The following is a 17,707-nucleotide window of genomic DNA, read 5'->3' on the forward strand; positions in this document are numbered from 1 at the left end:
CTGCGTTGTCGGCGGTCGCGCCGTTTCAGCCGGTACCGATGATGCTCAGGTCTTGGAAGTTGTGCATGGCCGCCGAGGAACGGCCCAACACCGTGCGGTCGATCCAGTCCTGCCACCGCCGCTCTGGCGCGCTGTCGTGCCAGTCCAGCGGCTTGCTGTAATACTCCAGGTCGCCGCTGATCCCCCGCTCCCCGGCCACCTGGTCGCCGGCACGCACCAGCGCACCCGACACCGGCGTCGGTTCGTCGAGCGGCTGGGAGCCGTCGCGGGTGCGCGCCTGCTCGAAGTAGGTGATCCAGTCATGGTCGACCGGAAACACCTTGCCGGTCCGGCAGTCGTAGGAGGGGAGGATGACCAAATCCTTCTGGTACTGGATGGCAGAGGCGAGATTGGTGACGGTCGGGTACCGGCGGCGCAGGTGATCGGTGAGCACCGCGAAGAACTCGTCGAGGTGCAGGCACGCCTGCACGTAGAGCCAGCGGGCCGGGTGCAGCAGGTAGGGCAGGTTGGGCAGCTCGCGTACGGCGAGGAAGTCCATCGCCTCGTCGTCCTCGAGGAAGCCGCGATAGTGGTCGGACAGGGTCTGGGCCCACGAGCCGGTCAACTCCGCGGCCGGCATCGCCTCGTCGATGAGGTCGGCATAGAAGTCGAGGTATGAGATGCCGTGGGTCAGCCGCAGATACATCGCGATCCGCTGGGTGAGGCTGCAGTTGTGCAGCACCTTGACGAACGCGGAGTACGTCGAGATGCGTACCCAGTCTTCCCGGGTATAGGTCTTCGACGACACCACGATCCGGTCCGGCTTGCGGGCAACGCCGTCGCTCACCACCTGGACGTGGCGGGACGTCAGATCGTAGGTGATCCGGTCGATGGTGCCGACCTGCCACTCGTCAAGAAACGAACGCTCCGCGGCGGGGGCGTTGGGTAGCAGCCGGTAGGTCTGCATCAGGTAGTCCTCGTGGATGCCCCACTCCATCAGGTCGGCGAGACACCCCTGCCACAGGTCGTAGGTGTCGCCGGGGATGCCGAGGATCAGCTGAACCTCGACCGGTACCTTGGCGGCCATCATCGTCTTGACGACCTCGACCTGTCGCTGCGGCGAGATGTTGCTGCGGTTGGTCGCGGCGAGCACCGACGGCTTGGTGTGCTGGATGGAAAGCGCGTGGTTGGTGCAGATCCCGCTCTTGGCGAACTTCAGCGCGATTTCGGTCGCCCGGCGGGGGTTGTTCTTCGCCGCGCTGTAGAAGAAGAACTGGGGATAGTTGTCGTGCTGGCGGCGCGACTCGTTGAGCAGGTCCGCGATTTCCACGTCGCGGGGCAGGATGCCGAAGTTAGCGTCGGCCATCATGACCGTGTCGATGTGCATCCTCCCCATCCAGTCGATCTCGGCCTTGATCCGCTCCATCTCGAACCGGCGAACCTTGGACAGGGTGCTGGAACCCCAGTCGCAGTAGCTGCATCCGTATGGGCAGCCACGGGTCGTCTCGAAGATCATGCCGAACGACAGGTCGGGGTGGCTGCCTAGCAGGCGCTCGTAGTAGTCGGTCTGGTCGAGGTAGGGGCTGTGATCGAAGACGGTGGGTACGTCCGGCGGACCGGTGTAGCGGTGCCCGGCATCCGGGGCGCCGGGAAGGTAGAGGCCGGGTACGTCGCTGAGGTCGCGGTCGCCGCCGACCACCTTGGCGAGAATGCGCTGGAACGTGACCTCTCCGTCTTTGACCGCGATCGCGTCGATGTACGGGTGCTGGGCGAAGAACGTCGGATCCTTGTAGTCGGGCTCGGGGCCGCCGGCCACCACCAGACAGTCCGGGTGCTCGGCCTTCACGTGCGCCGCGACGAGGCACTGTGCCGCCCAGTTCCAGGTGTAGCAGCTCAGCCCGAGGACATCTATCTTCTTGCCGCCGTAGGGCGCGAGCATGACCTCCGGCTTGTCGTTCCACCAGATCGGGTCGAGCCACTCGATCGGCGCGTCGGGCGACCCGTGGCGCTCCCAGTATGACTTCAGCACCGACGAGACATACGGCAGGTACGGCCGGGAGTTGTCGAACTGCAGCGCACCCGTCGAGCCCTGGGGTTCGCTGATGAGGACGGTGGTTCCGACGACCTGCGACATGGGTGTCACCTTCGCCTAAGTTAACTATCTGTCAATAGATGCACGTCCAGTACGCTCAGCGTAGCAACCCGACACGCACAGCGGCAGGTCGTGTGGCCATCGGGATGTTCGTCGCGCCGTACTCGTCCACTGTGGACTCGCGAGGCGACGACCGGGGCGATGTGGCTGTTAACCTTTGCGTACGATATTCGTCGGGATGGTCCCCGAGCGTCGAGGAGGGCCCGTGCGGATCCTGGCGGCGACCACATCCGGCATCGGCCATTTCCGGCCGCTGCTGCCGTTCCTGGCCTCCTGCGCCACGGCCGGCCACGAGGTCCGGGTCATCGCACCCGGCTCGCTCGCCGCCCAGGTCGCTGGATCCGGGTTCGCCTTCGTGCCCGGCGAGGACGGTCCGGCCGAGGAGATGGACCGGCTGAACCACATCATCGCCAGCGCGCCGCCGAAGGAAAAGGCTCGCGCGGTACGGAAGATCCTCGCCGTGGTGTCGCCGTGCGCCCTGCTGCCCGCGATGCTGGAGACGATCGACGAGTACCGTCCGGATCTGATCCTGCGGGACATCGTGGAGCTCAGCTCGTGGGCCGCCGGACAGGCCCGCGGGGTGCCGCAGGTGGCGGTGAACTTCACGCTGCACAGGGCCTCCCGCCGGATGCTCCTCGGCCTGGCGACGATGGTGGACCCGCTGCGGACCCTGGCCGGCCTGCCGGGCTCGGACCTGGAGGAGACGAGGCTGCGCATCACCAGCGTCCCGGTCGTGAGTTGCCTGCCCGAGTCGCTCGACCCGGCGGAGCGGCTCCCGGTGACGCACCGCTTCCGACCGACCGGATCGGCACCGGCTCCCCGCGCGGAGGAGACGGCCGAGCCCGTGGTGTATGTCTCGTTCGGCACCGTCACGCCGGCCATGCCGGCCTCGGTGGCGAGACTGCGGGACGTGGTGGCGGCCGTCGCCGAGCTGCCGGTACGCCTGCTGGTCAGTGTCGGCCGCACCCTGGCCCCGGAGCAGTGGCCACCGGTCGGGCCACGGGTACGCGTCGAGCCCTGGGTCGACGAGCACCTGGTCCTGCCCACGGTGGCCGCCGTGGTGTGCCACGGCGGCGCGGGAACGACGCTGGAGGCGCTGCGCGCGGGCGCACCCCTGGTGGTGGTTCCCCAGTTCGGCGACCAGCCGGCTATCGCGATGGCGGTCGCCGACGCCGGAGCGGGCATCTGGCTGCGCCGCGACGAGCGGGGGAACCTGCCGACCGCCACGGAGGTGCGCGACGCGGTGGAGCGGCTGCTCGCCGAGCCGGCCTTCCGGACCCGTACCCGGTCGATCGCGGCGGAACTGGCCGCGATGCCCACCACCGACGCGGCCGTCGAACTGTTCGCCCAAGTCGCGAACGGCAGCGATCTCGGGGAATCAGAGCCGGTCAGGTCGGCGGGGCTGTAGCACCTACCGGAGGCGCTCCACGACGTCCACGAAGTGCTCCGCCGCGGCGGCGATCTCGTCGGGCTCGGACGATGGCCGGATGCCAAAGGACGCGCCGAGGTATGAGTCGCTGACCCCGACGCTGAGCGTGATGGCGCGCGACAGCAGGTCGTCGGTGCGCGGCAACACACCGGCGGCGAACCGGCTCAGGTCGGGCTGGCGCACGCGCAGCGTCGGAGGCAACGCCTGGGCCCGTACCGGTCCCATGTTGACGTAGTTGTGCCGCCCGGAACCGCTGAGGGTGATGGTGCCCAGCTCCGCGGCGACCCGCTTGGCGTGTTCTTCCCGGTCGAACAGATATGTCAACGTGGTGCCGCAGTCTCCGGACGGGTCGGGGAGCCGCCGTTCCCGCACGCCGGCCGGCTCGCCGATCGCCGCGCGCAGCGCCGACTGCCGTGCGCGCAGCCGGTCGAGCAGGCCGGGCAGCTTGCGTACCTGGGCCAGCGCCACCGCACCGGTCAGCTCGTGCATGCGCAGGTTGAGACCGAGTAGCACGCCGGTGTCGCGCACACCGGCACGGTACGGCGCCGCACCGTGGTCGTGGATGGCGAATGCCCGCTCGAACAACTCGTCGTCGTCGGTCAGCAGCACGCCGCCGTCCCCCGCGGTGAACGTCTTGAAGACGTTGAGGCTGAACGCGCCGAAGGTGCCGAAACCGCCGACGTGCCGGCCCTTGTAGGTCGCGCCGCCGGCCTGTGCGCAGTCTTCGAACAGGTCCAGCCCGTGCTCGTCGCAAACGGTGCGCAGGGCGTCGAGGTCGGCCGGGGCTCCCAACATGTGGACCGCCATCACGCCGACCGTCCGGTCGGTGACCTTCCGGGCCACGTCGGCCGGGTCCAGGGTGAGGCTCTCGTCGACCTCCGCGAGCACCGGCGTCAGCCCGGCATAACCGATCGACGCGATGGAGGCGATGAAGGTGTATCCGGGCACGATGACTTCGGCGCCGGGCTCATACCGGCCGGCGAGCAGCCCGGCCAGCAGCGCGCTGGTGCAGCTGTTGGTGCCCAGGCAGTGTCGCACCCCGGTCAGCGCGGCCAGCTCCCGTTCGAAGGTGAGCACCTTGGACACGTCGGTGCCGTCGGCTCCGTCGTCGAAGCGGTACCGACTCAGTTCGCGATTGCGAAGTACTTCGACGATCTCCGCGATCTCTTCGTCGCCGACCAGCTCGAGCCCCGGACCCGGCATTCAGACCACCCCCGACCCGGCTGCCGCCGGCATTCTCCGCATGACGTCCTTGAGGATCTCATCGACCGCGCGGGCCGGCAAGCGGTCGGCAATGAAGTAATCCTTGGTGTACTATCCGACACGCTGAAGGACCGGGCGCACCAGGTGTGCGTCGCCCCCACCACCACCCCAGATCGGCGTGGCACCAACACCGGGAGGGCACATGCGGTTCCTGATTACGGGCATCACCGGGTTCGTTGGTCCGCACCTTGCGAACCTTCTGGTCCGGGACGGACATGAGGTCTACGGCCTGCTCCGTTCGTCCAACGGTCGCGAGGAAGACATCCGCGACGTGGTACCGGACGAGATCTACGGCGAGCTGCGATTCATCCACGGCGACCTGCGCGAGTTCGAGTCCTGCACCCAGGTGCTGAGCCGGGTCGACTTCGACGGCGTCTTCCACCTGGCCGCGCAGAGCCACCCGCCGACCAGCTTCCTCGACCCGCGCGGCACGTTCCTCACCAACGCCCTCGGCACGATAAACCTGGCCGAGGCGATCAGGACCACCACACCCGACTGCCGGCTGCTGTTCTGCTCGACCTCGGAGGTGTACGGCGCACCGCCGTCCGAGCGCGGCCCCATCAACGAGGACTTCCCGATCGCCCCGGTCAACCCGTACGGTGCGAGCAAGGCGGCGGCCGACTGCTACGTGCGGGAACGGGCCGCCTCGACCGAGATGGGCTTCTTCGTCACCCGCGCGTTCTCGCACACCGGTCCCCGCCGTGCCCGGTGCTTTTCCATCGCCTCCGACGCATACCAGATCGTCCGGATCCTGGACGGCCGGCAGGAGCCGGTGATCCGGGTCGGCGCCCTGTCGAGCCGTCGCACCGTCGCCGACGTGCGGGACATCGCCGCCGCGTACGCCGCGCTCATGCTGCGGGCCGAGCCGGCCACCGCGTACAACGTGGGCGGCGAGGAGACGTTCAGCATGGGCGAGTTGCTGGACCGGATGCTCGACGTGACCGGACTGGCCGGGCAGGTCGAGAAGCGGGTCGACCCGGCACTGGTGCGCCCGATCGACATCCCGGTCCAGGTCTGTGACAGCAGCCGCTGCCGCACCCTGACCGGATGGCAACCGGAGATCTCCATCGACCGGACCCTCACCGACCTTCTCGAATACCACACCCGCAAGATGGGCCAGCCGGTCGACGCGACCATGGCCCGGCTCCCCCTGCGGTAGGCGGTGACACGGCGCATGCTGCCGGACGACGAGCGACGGCACCGGATGCTGGTACGGGTGCACACCATCCTGCGTGCCGGCGACCGGGCCGTCTTCACCCGGCGCGCGGCCGGTCTGGCCGCCGGAGGGCGGTGGCAACTGCCGGGCGGTCACGTCGAGGAGGGCGAATCGGTGGTACAAGCCGCTATCCGGGAGGCGCTGGAGGAGGTGGGCGTGCGGATCGCGGCCGAGGACACCCGGTTCGTCCACCTCGTCAACCACCGGGTCGCGACTGGAGCCACCCGGTTGGCCTTGTTCTTCGAGGCGACGACGTGGACCGGGGATCCGCGCAACGCGGAGCCGGACACGTGCGACGGCATCGGGTTCTATCCGCTGGCCGAGCCGCCCGGGCCGCTGGTGCCGTACATCGCGGAGGGGCTGGCGGGTTATCGACTGGGTACCACGTTCGCGACGATGGGTTGGCGATGATGGGTGACTGTGCCGGTGCGGAGGTGGTCATCGTCGGCGGTGGGTTCGCCGGGCTGGCGGTGGCCGGGGAACTGGCCCGGCGCGACGGGCCGCGCCCGCTGGTGGTGGAGGCCGGACCGGACGCCGGCCACGCGCACTACCGCTGGGAACTGGACCGCGCGACGGCGGACTCACGATGGCTCGACCCACCGGCCGATCCGCACTTCTGGCGGCCGTACAGCGCGACGGGTGTGACCTTCACGGGCATGGCGGGGCTGCGCCGGCGCCTCGGTGGCCGGTCGCTCTACTGGCACGGCATGGCGCTGCCGATCGACCCGTGGGCGCTGCGCGAGCCGGACTGGCCGGCGGCGGTGGTCCGGGACCTGGCGACCGAGTGGGACGGCGGGGAGCCGCTGCTGACCCGGGTGCAACGCGACCTGGCCGCGTGGGTGGGCGCTCCGGGCGGCGGGCTGCGGCCGGACCAGGATCCGGTGAAGCTTGCCGGGTACCGGTTCGAAGCGGCCCCGCTCGCGGTGCGCCGCGCGCCGGACGGGCGGTGGAAGGCGTACTCCCCGCTGGAACACTGGTCCGAAACGACCCGGGTGCTCTGCGACGGGTACGTGACCGAGGTGCTCCTCGACCGGGGACGCGCACGCGGGGTACGGGTGCGCCACGCGGGTACCACCCGGGACATCGCGGCCGACGCGGTGGTCCTGGCGGCTAGCACCATCGAGAACAGCCGGCTCGCCATCCAGGCGCTGCGGTCGACCGGCGCGATCGATGAGCCACGGCTGGACGGCCTGGTGGACAAGGTGGCGCAGGGCTTTGTCGCCACGTTCGCCCCGGACCGGCTGCCGCCGGTGCTCGCCGGGGGCGCCGGGACCTACGTCGCGCCGGGCGGTGAGGGGTTGCGCTCCAACGTGTACCTCAACGTCTCGGTCAACCCGGCCGGCCTGGTGGTGGTCGACGGGTACCTCATCGGCGAGCAGCGACCCGGCCCCCACGGCTCGGTGCGGTGTGTGCCGGCACCGGACGCACCGTGGCAGTCCATTGTAGACTGCCGGCTCGGACCGGACGATGTCGAGCTGGTCGCCCGCCAGCGGGCCGAGCTGCAGCGGGTCTGCGACGAGCTGTACGGGGAGCACCACCCGCTGCCGTTCGAGGACTCCCCCGAGTTCGGTTCGCCGGACCTGGCCGACCGGCTCGTGACGGCGCAGGGATTCGATCGGCCCGGGCCGCCGTTCACCTATGCCTTCCCGCTGGGGTCGGAGCTGCACGAGGCGGGCACGCTGCCGTTGGGCCGGATGCTCGACGACCGCCACCAGCTGCACGCGATCCCTGGGCTGTTCGTCGCCGGCCCGGCCAGCTTCCCGCGCTCCGGTGCGGCCAACCCTGCGGTGACCATCCTGGCCCTCGGCGCCCGCCTGGGCGCCACGTTGGCCGGCTGAGCGGGCGGTCAACCGGGGCCGGTCCGACCCTTGCCTACGGTCAGACCTCGCCTGCGGTCAGACCTTGCCGCCCAGATGCACCATGAGCTGCTGCAGCCCGCGCATCGACCGGTTGCTGCGGTAGGTCGGCGCGGTCTCGGCCAGGGCCAGCCCCGGTACCCGGCGGAGCAGCGTACCCATGGCGATCTCGCCCTCCAGGCGGACCAGCGGCGCCCCGAGGCAGAAGTGGATGCCCAGCCCGAGCGCGATGTGCCGGACGTTGGGCCGGGTCACGTCGAGCCGCTCGGGATCCGGGAAGACGTCCGGATCACGGTTGGCCGAGCCGAGCATGAGCAACACCATGTCGCCCTTGCGGTAGGTCCGGCCGCGATGGTCCAGGTCTTCCAACGCGGCCCGGGACGCGATCTGCACCGGCGACTCGTACCGCAGCAGCTCGTCCACCCAGGACAGCTCCGCCGCGCGCTCCGACCGGACCATCGCGAGCTGGTCCGGGTGCCGCAGCAGGGCGTGGGTGCCCATGGTGATGAGGTTGACGGTGGTCTCGTGACCGGCGAAGAGCAGCAGCACGCAGGTAGCCTGCAGGTCGGGGTCGTCCAGCCGGTCGCCCTGGTCGCGGATCTCGATCAGCCGGCTGAGCAGGTCGTCTCCCGGCTTGCGGCGGCGCGCTTCGATGAGGCGGGCGAAGTACTCGCGGAACCGCATGCTGGCCCCCCGGCGGCGCCGCCGGTCCTCCTCGGTCAGCTCCTCGTCGTCGTCCTCGCCGCGGGCCAGGGCGGCGCTCCACCGGCCGAACCGGTCGCGGTCCTCGACCGGCACGCCGAGCAGCTCGCAGATGACCGTCACCGGCAGGAGATAGGCATACGCGCTGAGGAGGTCGACCTCGGTGTCCGGCTTCAGGTCGTCGAGCAGCTCGTCGGCGATCTGCTGGATGCGGGGACGCAGGGCGGCGACCACCGACGGCGAGAACGCCTTGGCCACCAGGCCGCGCAGCCGGGTGTGCTCGGGCGGATCCTGGCGCATGAACGAGTTGCGGAACCGCGAGCCCTCGCGTTCCGAGCGGCGCAGTCCCTCGCCCTTGCCCCACCGGGGATCCCGCAGGATGTCGGCGCAGTCCTGGTAGCGGTAATACTCGGTCATCCCCCGGGCGCCGATCCGCCAGCCGTCGCCGGAGCGCAGCTCCCGGAAGTCGGTGTAGAGGTCGGCGGTCATGCCGGTACGCCGAGGGACTTGAGGACCTGGAACTCGCGGAGCCCGTGCGGGCCCAGTTCGTACCCGTAGCCGGAGCGGCGACGGCCACCGAACGGCGCGCCCGGCCCGGGCCCGACCCCGTTGACCTCGATCCGCCCGACCCGGATGCGACCGGCGACGGCGAGGGCGCGTGGTACGTCGGCCGACCACACCGACCCGGCGAGGCCGAACGGCGTCCCGTTGGCGATGTCCACCGCCTCATCCTCGGTGTCGTAGGGCAGGACGCACAGCACCGGCCCGAAGACCTCCTCCTGAGCCAGTGACGCGCCGGGATCCTCGCTGACGAACACGGCCGGCGCCAGGTAATGCCCGCGCTCGGGCAACCGGTCGGGCGGCCCGCACGGTATCTCCCGCAGGCCCTCCTCCCGGGCCCGGGCGATGTGCCCGCGGACCCGGTCGCGATGGGCGCTGGAGACCAGCGGCCCGAGCTTGGTCTCCGGATCGGTGGGGTCGCCGATCCGGTAGTTCGCCATCAGCGCGGCGGCCTGCTCGGCCGCCTCCTGGCACCGCTTCCGGGGCACGACGAGCCGGCTGAGCGCGGTGCACGTCTGGCCCGCGTTGGCCATGCAACTGCGTACCGTGTTCAGGACCGCCGCGGGCAGGTCGCCGTCGGGCAGCACCACGGCGGCGGACTTGCCGCCCAGCTCCAGCGCGACCCGCTTCACGCCCTCGGCCGCAGCCGCGGCGATCCGCGTGCCGACCGCGGTGGACCCGGTGAACGACACCATGTCGACCTCGGGATGCCGGACCAGTGCGTCGCCGACCACCGGACCGGACCCGGTGACCAGGTTGACGACTCCGGCGGGCAGGTCGGCCTCCGCGAGCAGCCGGATGAACAGCTGGGCCGACAGGGGCGCCAACTCGCTCGGCTTGACCACCACGGTGCAGCCGGCCGCGATGGCCGCCATCACCTTGGCCACGACCTGGTTGAGCGGGTAGTTCCAGGGTGTGATGGCGGCGACTACGCCGACCGGCTCGGGGACGACCATCGAGTGGTCGAGCTGCTGCGGCTCCGTGCCCTCGGGCAGCGCGTCGATGAAGCTGCCGAGCGCGCGCAGCGCCATGCCGGCCTGGATCTTGTTTGCGAAGTTGGTCGGGGTGCCGATCTCGGCGGTGATGACGTCGGCCAGCTCGGCGCGCCGCTCCAGCATGTCCCGCCGGGTCCGGCGCATCAGGCAGATGCGGTCCTGGGCGGAACCCGACGACCAGGCGGGCAACGCGGCACGGGCGGCGGCGACCGCGGCGTCGACATCGGCCGCGTCGCAGTCCGGCACCTCCGCGATGATCTCCTCGGTGGCCGGGTTTTCCACGGGGATCCGGTCGGACGAGTGCGCCGCCCGCCAGGTCCCGTCGATGTAGATCGCCATGCTGTCCAACGGTCAGCCCACCCTCTCCGCCGTCACCGGCGGTCGCCCCGACTGGTCGTCTCCGGGGAACCCCGACTGGTCGTCCCCAGGGAGCCCCTGCTCGCCCCTGTGGCACCCCAATTGGTCGTCCTTGGGGAACCCCGACTGGTCGTCTCTGGGGAACAACGCGCGCTCCACCAGGCCGCACACGATGTGTCCCGCCGCCAGGTGGAGTTCCTGCACCTGTGCTGTGCCGCCGGCCGGCATCGCGACGACGAAGTCAGCGTCCGCCATCTCCCCGGGTTTCTCGCCGGTGAACGCGACCGTGGTGAGCCCGCCGGCCCGCGCGGCGGCCAGTGCCTCGATGACGTTGCGGGAGGCGCCCGACGTGGACAGGCCGAAAAGCACGTCGCCGGGCCGGCCCAGCGCGGCCACCTGGCGGGCGAAGACGTGATCGAAGCCGTAGTCGTTGCCGACCGCGGTGAGCACCGACGTGTCCGCGGTCAACGCGATGCCGGCGAGGGCACCGCGGTCGTAGTGTTGACGGCCGACGAGCTCGGCGGCGAGGTGCTGTGCGTCGCCGGCCGATCCACCGTTGCCGCAGAAGAGAACCCGACCGCCCGCGCGCAGCGCTCCGGCGGTGGCGTCGGCGACGGCGGTGAGTGCGGCGACGTGCTCGGCGGCCGCCAACCGGTCGACCGCGGCCGCCAGCTCGCGGAGCTCCTGGCGCACGAACGCGGCCGCGCCGTCACGCATCTGATGCCCCCGGGATCGTACATCGTTGTTAACTAGTTTGCGGCCCGCGCCCACCATAGTTGGCGCACCGCAGGTCTAGCAAGAGGGCTTGGTGCGCCGTAGGATTCGGGTTCATGCGGATCTCTGACGGGGACCTTTCGTTCTTCCTCGAACACGGTTATGTCGTCATCGAAGGCTTCCTTTCGCCGAGCGAACTCAAGGCTGCACAGGAGAATTTCCACCGGTACTATCCGACGGCCGAGGAATTCGAATACGCGGCACCGCACCGGTACAAGCATCTGCAGCAGTGGGGACACGACTGCGAGGCACCGGGTTTCTTCCTGGGCAACGCGCTCAACGACGTCGCGATGCACCCGGACCTGGTCGACTTCGCGCGGCGCGCGATCGGCACCGACGACGTGGTGCTGGAGCAGTCGCAGCTGATGGCGAAGTATGCCGGCAAGGCCGACTTCGACCAGCGGATGCACCTCGACTTCGGCGACCACACGCTGGTCTACCCGCGCGACGACAACACCTACCGCACGCTGCCCGTGATCCTCTACTACAGCGACGTCACCGAGGAGTTCGGCCCGACCGGTGTGCTGTCCCACACGGTCACCAAGGACGAGCGGCTGGACTACGACACGTGGACGTTCAGCGGTCACGACGAGACGAACAAGCGGCACCTCTACGCGCAGGAGCGCCGGGTGGTGGTTCCGGCCGGTTCGCTGCTGGTCTACGGGATGCTCAGCTGGCACCGGGGCACCGCGTTCCGCGCCACGAGCGGAGCGCGCTTCGCTCACTTCATCACCTACCGCGCGGCGACCCACGGCTGGCTGGGCAGGAAGGGCTGGGCCGGTGACGCGCCAGAGCGCGAGCTGACCGAGTTCATCACCCGGGCCACGCCCGAGCAGCGGTCCCTGATCGGGTTCCCCGCGCCGGGCGACCCGTACTGGACCGAGGAGATGGTGCAGCGGGTGTCCGAGCGGTACAGGGGAATGGACGTCGAGCCCTACCGCGCCGCCCTGGCCAAGTGATCGATCGACCGCGGGGGGAGTGACCGATGGCGGACGAATGGGTGTTGGGGCTCGGCGGGTCCTCACACGAATACTCGGCGGCACTGATGCACAACGGCGACATCAAGGTCGCCGTCGAGCAGGAACGGATCAGCCGCACCAAGCACGGCTACGTGTGGTGGCACCAGGACCCGATATCGTCCACTGTGGACTATTGCGTCTGGGCGGCCGGCATCGAGCGGTCCGCCATCACCCGGGTCGTCTCCAGCGACCTGCTGCCGCACCGCGCGATGGTCAGCCTCGCCGGCATCCCGACCGCGCTCTACAACCACCACCTGTGCCACGCCGCCTCCGGCGCGATGATGTTGCCTGCCGGGCAGAACGCCGCGGTGCTCGCGTACGACGGGATGGGCTCGATCCTGGAGGTCCAGCCCGGGGAACCGCCCACCGGGCTGCGCGAGACGTTCAGCTTCTACGCCTACCGGGACGGCCGCCTCGAGCAGGTCGGCGGCACCCGGGGCACGTCCATGCTGGAATACGACGGCGGCAACGCGGTGACCGCCTCGTTCGGCCTGCTCTACGAGATGATCACCGCGCTCATCGGGTTCCACCCGCACGACTCCGGCAAGACCATGGGCCTCGCCGCCTGGGGCGAACCGCGCTACCGGGACGAGCTGAACGAATTCGTCACCATCGGCAAGAGCATGGACGACGTGTTCCGGTTCGATCCGCGGGACGGTTCGTTCACGGCCCGGGTGACCCGATGGTTGCGCGACGGCGGCGTCGCGCCCGCCCGAGGGCCGGAGCCCACCTGGAGCGGCCGGGCCTTCCAGACCCGTGCCGACATCGCCGCCACCCTCCAGCAGGTCGCCGACGAACTGCTGCAACGGTGCTGGGAGCTGGTTGCCCCGCTCGGCTTCGACACGTTCGTGGTGACCGGTGGCTGCGGCCTCAACAGCGTCGCCAACGGCCAGCTGGTACGCGACGGTGGACCGAACCTGTTCGTACCCCCGCACGTGCACGACTCGGGCATGGCGGTCGGCGCGATGTGGGTGGACCGGGCGGTCCGCTCCCCCGAGGACACCCGGCCGATGACGTTCAACGGCAAGCCGCTGAACCCGTGGCTGTGCCGGCCCGGCCGGCTCTACGACGGCGTCGAGGTCGCCAAGGCGGCGGCCGGCGGCCACCCCAGGCTCTTCGAGGACACGACGATCCGGTCCCCGGAGCGGCTCGCCGCGTTCCTCGCCGAGGGCCGGGTGATCGGCCTGTTCAACGGGCGCTCGGAGATCGGGCCGCGGGCGCTCGGCGGCCGGAGCATCATCGGCGATCCGCGCAGCGCCGGGATGCGCGAGCGGATCAACCGGGAAATCAAGTTCCGGGAGCCGTTCCGGCCACTCGCGCCGGTCATCCTCGAAGAGGACTTTGACGACTACTTCACGCCGCCGGGCGGCCGGGACAGCTTCATGCTGCGCACCGCCTGGGCCACCGACCAGTGCCGGGACGCGGCGCCCGCGGTGGTGCACATCGACGGGACGGCCCGGGTGCAGGTGGTGGATCCTGAAATGGATCCCTTCCTGGCCCGGCTGCTGGCCGAGTTCAAGCGGCTCACCGGGTGCGCGGTCCTGCTCAACACCTCGATGAACCACCCGGGGGTACCCATCGTGGAGACGCCCGCGGATGCGGTGGAGCTGGCAGGCAGCCGGGACCTGGACGGCCTGTGGCTGCAGGACCGGTTCCTGCGGCCGTACGCCAAACCGGGCACGGAAACCCGGCGATCGGCGGCCGGTGCCGGGCACCGCTGACCGACCGGTGTCCGGCGGCCCGGTACGGGTGGCGGTGGTCGGTACCGGTTGGTGGGGTACCGAGCACGCCCGCGCGTACGCGGTGTCGCCGGACGCCGAGCTGGTCGCGATCGCCGGCCGGAACGGGGAAGTCACCCGGCGGTTGGCGGCTCAATTCGGCGTCCCGCCGTTCGAAGACCTCGACGCGATGCTGGACGCGACGGCGCCCGACCTGGTGTCGGTCGCCGTCGCCCCGCAGAGCCAGCACGCCGTGGTGTCCCACCTCCTGTCGCGCGGCCAGCCCGTGTTCGCCGAGAAGCCGTTGGGCGTCACCGTCGAGCAGGCACGCGACCTGGTGGACACCGCAAACCGGGCCGGCGTGTTCTTCGGCATCGACTTCAACCACCGGTACGCCCGGCCGGTCCAGCTGGCCCGTGCCGCGCTCGCGGACGGCCGCCTCGGCGGGCTGAGCCTCGCGGTGTGGCAGCTGAGCGGCGAATACACCCGGGGGTTGGAACACGGCAACCTGCTCGAAACCCAGTGCCACGGGTTCGACCTCATCGAGCACCTGTGCGGCTCGGCCGAGTCGGTGTCCGCCGAGCTGTCCGATGCCGGTACGCCGGGGCGGCCGGACACGGTGGCGGTGACCCTCCGGTTGCCCGGCGGCGTTCTCGGCTGTTTGCTGTCGACGGCCGCCACGAGCTACGCGCACTCGCTGACCCTCTACGGCACCGGTGGACGTGCCGTGGTGACGGACACGGTGCGGCAGTTTTCCTTCACCCCGACGGGCAGCGAGCACAGCGAGGTGTGGGAGGCGGGCTACTTCAACGATCGGGACCGGAGCTTCCTGTCCACGCTGGACCTGCACGTCGCCGAGCTGCTCGCGGCGTTGCGGGCCGGCGCCGCTCCCCCGGTGCCCGCCGCGGCCGGCCTGCGCGCGCTAGAACTGGGCTGGGCCGCGGTGACCGCGGCCCAGACCGGTAACCGGGTGGACGTCCACCCGGTCGGTTCACCGATATAGCCAGGCCGCCAGCTCGTCCACCCCGGCGCCGGACGCACCGGTCAGCTCGCGTAGCTTGCTGGCGACCACGTCCTCGGAGAAGCAGTACGCCGGCCGGGCCGCCTGCCGCATCGCGGCCACCCGCTCGCCCGCCTCCGCCACCGCGATCCGGTCGACCGCGACGCCGTGCAGCAGGCCGGCCAGCTCGGCCATCTCGGGCTCACCGAACCCGAGCTTGGTCGCCTCGTTGAGCCCCATCCGGATGCCCAGCCGCCCGGTGCTGGGCAACGGGTTGTAAGGATTGACGACGATCCCCGCGTCGAACAGGCGCTCCGAGATCCGGTGCGGGTCGCCAGCCGGCTCGTACCACACCTGGTGGGTACGGGTGAGGACCCCGCCCGCGTCCTGCACACCCGGCCCCGCGTCGGCGAGCGCGCGGGCGAACGCGGCCGCGTTGGCGAGCACGGCCTGCGCGTAGTCGACGCCCCCGCACTCGGCGAACTCCACCATCGCGATGGCCAGTGCCACCACGTCACTCACGTGGTGGTGGCTGACCAGGTTGACCGCGACCGAGGTGAGCTTGTCGGACACCGCGTCGTCGTTCGTGAGCAGCAGGGCCTTGTGCGGGCCGGCGAACGTCTTGTGGGTGGAGCCCCCGTAGCTGTCCGCGCCGAGGTCCAACGGCTGCCCGAACAGCCCCGACCAGACGAACGCGTTGATGTGGCTGGTGTCGGCGTGCACGTGAGTGCCCGGGGACACCTCTTTCACCGTGCGGATCACCCCGGCCAGGTCGAGCGGCACCAGCGCGGTGGCCTGGTCGACATACACCAACGCCGGGTCGGTGCGGGCCACCAGCTCGGCCAGCGCCGGCAGGTCGACCTCCCACCATGCCTCGTCGCGGAACGGCAGCGCCTCGGCGCGGTGGCCGAAGTGTCCGGCGACCACGGCGGTCGCCGGGTGCCCGCCGTGCCGCGGCGGCACGGTGATGGTCACCCGGTCACGCGCCCCGAACGCGGCCAGCGCCACGGTCATCGCGTTGAGTCCGCTGATGCCGCGCACGTCCACGTGCCGGGCGCCGGTGACCTTCTGCACCAACGGCACCAGCACCTCGCGCTGCACCTCGCCGACGATGCTGCCGCCCTGGAAGCTCCACTTCCCGAAGACCTCGCGCTCGTCGAAGAAGTAGCGGCTGTACGCGTCGGAGAGGTAGGCCAGCCGGGCAGCCGGAGTGAGCAGGTTCTCGCTGGGGATGAGGTTGACCGCGGAAGCCATCTTCCGCTCGTGGTCGCCCACGATCTCCAGCACGCGGTCCAGGTCAGATGATCCGGTCATTCCGGCGCTGCCTCCGGTGGGAGTGAGTTCAGGAACTCGGTGACGTGATCGACGCAAGCCTGGTACATCCGGATCATCAGGTCCGGGTCGTCGATGAAGTAGGCGCCGGCCACGATGCCGTCGTCGAGGTGCGCTCGCGCGGTGCGCGGGTTGAGCGGGAACAGCGGGAAGTCCGGGCCCGCCGGGGCCGGCTTGCTGCCGCCCGGCACCGGTCCGACCATCGTGAAGTCGAACGCCTCGTGCCAGCTGGCGTGCTCGGTGCGCGGCAGGTCAAGCCGGTGCTCCACTTCCTTGATGAGCGGGCCCATCCCGGTCCACGCGTTGACGTAGTGGACATTCAGCTGCGGCCGGTCGAGCTGCGCTTCAGATAGTACGCCAGTGATTACTTCATTGCCACCGTGTCCGGTAACGAACACCAGGCGGCGGAAGCCTTGCCGGTAAAGGCAGTCGATGACGTCCTCGAGCACGTGGCAGAGGGTCACCGTGCGCAGCGAGATCGAACCGGGGAACATCGTCGCGAACGCCGAGCAGCCGAACGGGAAGACCGGCGCGCGCAGCACGTCGGCATTGCGACAGGCCGCGTCGGTGACCCGGTCGACGAACAGGCTGTCGGTGAACAGGCTGAGATAACCGTGTTCCTCGGTGGCGCCCAGCGGAAGGACGATGCGGGTGTCCCCCCGCAGCCGCTCGTCCACCTGCTGCCACGTGTACTCCGCGAGATCAGGCATCGGTCTCCTCGACGAGTTGTGAACCATTGCGTACTATCTTGATGGCCAGAGTACCTGGCAATCGGCGACGAGAGGATGGCTCGATGACCGGTCCGCGGACGATGGTCGCCATCATCGGTGGCCGCGGCGTCAACGTGCGTGACCCGCGTACTCTCCGGCTCGCCGAGGCGGTGGGCGGGGAACTCGCGAGCCAGGGCTACGGCCTGGTCACCGGCGGGGACGACGGGGTGGGCGGGGCGGCCTGCCGCGGCGCCACCGAGGCCGGCGGCACCACCGTCGCGCTGCTCAAGGAGACGCACCCGGACAACTGCTCGGACCACGTCACCTGGGCGGTACCCACGGGAATGGACCTGGCCCGCAGCGTGTCGCTCAACTGGACCGGCGCGGCCATCATCGCGTTCGACGGCGGGTTCGGCACGCTGTTCGAGATCGCGCTCGCGCTGGACACGTCGCGCCCCATGGTGGTCACCGGCGAGCAGCCCCTGCTTCGGCTGGATCGGTTGGAACAGAAGACCTGGCGGCACGTGCCCGGCAACGATCCGGCCAACACGCCGGCGGTGATGGCGGCGCTGCGGGAGCTGGTCGGCCCGCCGCCGGCCGCACCCGACAGCGCCCGCTGACCAAGCGACGAACGGGGGAACGGC

At 70.4% G+C, this 17,707-nt stretch carries 15 protein-coding genes; 8 read left to right on the forward strand and 7 right to left on the reverse strand.

Features of this window, described 5'->3' with window-relative positions; genetic code table 11:
- Positions 1-25: 25 nt before the first annotated feature.
- Entirely contained in the window at positions 26-2,113 is a 2,088-nt protein-coding gene (locus Raf01_RS00105; RefSeq protein ID WP_203915580.1) for a B12-binding domain-containing radical SAM protein, read from the reverse strand.
- A gap of 223 nt (positions 2,114-2,336) precedes the next feature.
- Here Raf01_RS00105 and Raf01_RS00110 point away from each other — a divergent pair, with 223 nt between their 5' ends.
- Positions 2,337-3,539: a glycosyltransferase gene (locus Raf01_RS00110; protein WP_203915581.1), complete on the forward strand. Its 1,203-nt coding sequence runs from the start codon at positions 2,337-2,339 to the stop codon at positions 3,537-3,539.
- A 3-nt stretch (positions 3,540-3,542) separates the two neighbouring features.
- Here the strand turns inward: Raf01_RS00110 and Raf01_RS00115 are convergent, their stop codons facing one another.
- The gene (locus tag Raf01_RS00115; RefSeq protein WP_203915582.1) at positions 3,543-4,763 is read right to left on the reverse strand and encodes a DegT/DnrJ/EryC1/StrS family aminotransferase; all 1,221 of its coding nucleotides are present in this window, start codon (positions 4,761-4,763) and stop codon (positions 3,543-3,545) included.
- Positions 4,764-4,965: 202 nt separating this feature from the next.
- On the opposite strand from Raf01_RS00115, the gene Raf01_RS00120 reads away from it, so the two are divergent.
- The 3 genes from Raf01_RS00120 to Raf01_RS00130 are packed head-to-tail and all read left to right on the forward strand — an operon-like array spanning position 4,966 to position 7,877.
- Positions 4,966-5,982 carry a GDP-mannose 4,6-dehydratase gene (locus Raf01_RS00120; protein ID WP_203915583.1) on the forward strand — a complete coding sequence of 339 codons (1,017 nt, stop codon included), beginning with the start codon at positions 4,966-4,968 and terminating at the stop codon, positions 5,980-5,982.
- Between the two features lie 3 nt (positions 5,983-5,985).
- Positions 5,986-6,450, forward strand: a complete 465-nt coding sequence (locus Raf01_RS00125) for an NUDIX hydrolase (protein WP_239133258.1) — start codon at positions 5,986-5,988, stop codon at positions 6,448-6,450.
- Positions 6,447-7,877, forward strand: coding sequence for an FAD-dependent oxidoreductase (locus Raf01_RS00130; protein WP_203915584.1), 1,431 nt, complete (start codon positions 6,447-6,449; stop codon positions 7,875-7,877). Before Raf01_RS00125 ends, Raf01_RS00130 begins: the two co-directional genes overlap by 4 nt.
- 57 nt (positions 7,878-7,934) lie before the next feature.
- Here Raf01_RS00130 and Raf01_RS00135 read toward each other — a convergent pair whose 3' ends face one another.
- Genes Raf01_RS00135 through Raf01_RS00145 form a run of 3 tightly spaced genes read right to left on the reverse strand, consistent with a single transcriptional unit; the run spans position 7,935 to position 11,227 of the window.
- On the reverse strand, positions 7,935-9,086 hold the full coding sequence (locus Raf01_RS00135) for a cytochrome P450 (protein WP_203915585.1): 1,152 nt from the start codon (positions 9,084-9,086) through the stop codon (positions 7,935-7,937).
- On the reverse strand, positions 9,083-10,492 hold the full coding sequence (locus Raf01_RS00140; RefSeq protein ID WP_203915586.1) for an aldehyde dehydrogenase family protein: 1,410 nt from the start codon (positions 10,490-10,492) through the stop codon (positions 9,083-9,085). The genes Raf01_RS00135 and Raf01_RS00140 overlap by 4 nt, the downstream gene beginning before the upstream one ends.
- A gap of 12 nt (positions 10,493-10,504) precedes the next feature.
- Positions 10,505-11,227: a D-sedoheptulose-7-phosphate isomerase gene (locus tag Raf01_RS00145; protein WP_203915587.1), complete on the reverse strand. Its 723-nt coding sequence runs from the start codon at positions 11,225-11,227 to the stop codon at positions 10,505-10,507.
- A gap of 113 nt (positions 11,228-11,340) precedes the next feature.
- Here Raf01_RS00145 and Raf01_RS00150 point away from each other — a divergent pair, with 113 nt between their 5' ends.
- Genes Raf01_RS00150 through Raf01_RS00160 form a run of 3 tightly spaced genes read left to right on the forward strand, consistent with a single transcriptional unit; the run spans position 11,341 to position 15,024 of the window.
- The gene (locus tag Raf01_RS00150) at positions 11,341-12,243 is read left to right on the forward strand and encodes a phytanoyl-CoA dioxygenase family protein (protein ID WP_203915588.1); all 903 of its coding nucleotides are present in this window, start codon (positions 11,341-11,343) and stop codon (positions 12,241-12,243) included.
- 26 nt (positions 12,244-12,269) lie between these two features.
- Positions 12,270-14,024, forward strand: coding sequence for a carbamoyltransferase C-terminal domain-containing protein (locus Raf01_RS00155; protein ID WP_203915589.1), 1,755 nt, complete (start codon positions 12,270-12,272; stop codon positions 14,022-14,024).
- Positions 14,008-15,024, forward strand: coding sequence for a Gfo/Idh/MocA family protein (locus Raf01_RS00160; RefSeq protein ID WP_203915590.1), 1,017 nt, complete (start codon positions 14,008-14,010; stop codon positions 15,022-15,024). The genes Raf01_RS00155 and Raf01_RS00160 overlap by 17 nt, the downstream gene beginning before the upstream one ends.
- Here the strand turns inward: Raf01_RS00160 and Raf01_RS00165 are convergent.
- On the reverse strand, positions 15,013-16,335 hold the full coding sequence (locus Raf01_RS00165) for a PLP-dependent aminotransferase family protein (protein ID WP_203915591.1): 1,323 nt from the start codon (positions 16,333-16,335) through the stop codon (positions 15,013-15,015). The two genes, Raf01_RS00160 and Raf01_RS00165, sit on opposite strands and share 12 nt — an antisense overlap.
- Entirely contained in the window at positions 16,332-17,063 is a 732-nt protein-coding gene (locus tag Raf01_RS00170; protein WP_203915592.1) for a creatininase family protein, read from the reverse strand. Before Raf01_RS00170 ends, Raf01_RS00165 begins: the two co-directional genes overlap by 4 nt.
- An 83-nt stretch (positions 17,064-17,146) precedes the next feature.
- On the opposite strand from Raf01_RS00170, the gene Raf01_RS00175 reads away from it, so the two are divergent.
- The gene (locus tag Raf01_RS00175) at positions 17,147-17,683 is read left to right on the forward strand and encodes an SLOG cluster 4 domain-containing protein (RefSeq protein ID WP_203915593.1); all 537 of its coding nucleotides are present in this window, start codon (positions 17,147-17,149) and stop codon (positions 17,681-17,683) included.
- Positions 17,684-17,707: the final 24 nt, after the last annotated feature.

This window comes from Rugosimonospora africana, assembly GCF_016862975.1.
GTDB classification, from domain to species: Bacteria; Actinomycetota; Actinomycetes; order Mycobacteriales; family Micromonosporaceae; genus Rugosimonospora; species Rugosimonospora africana.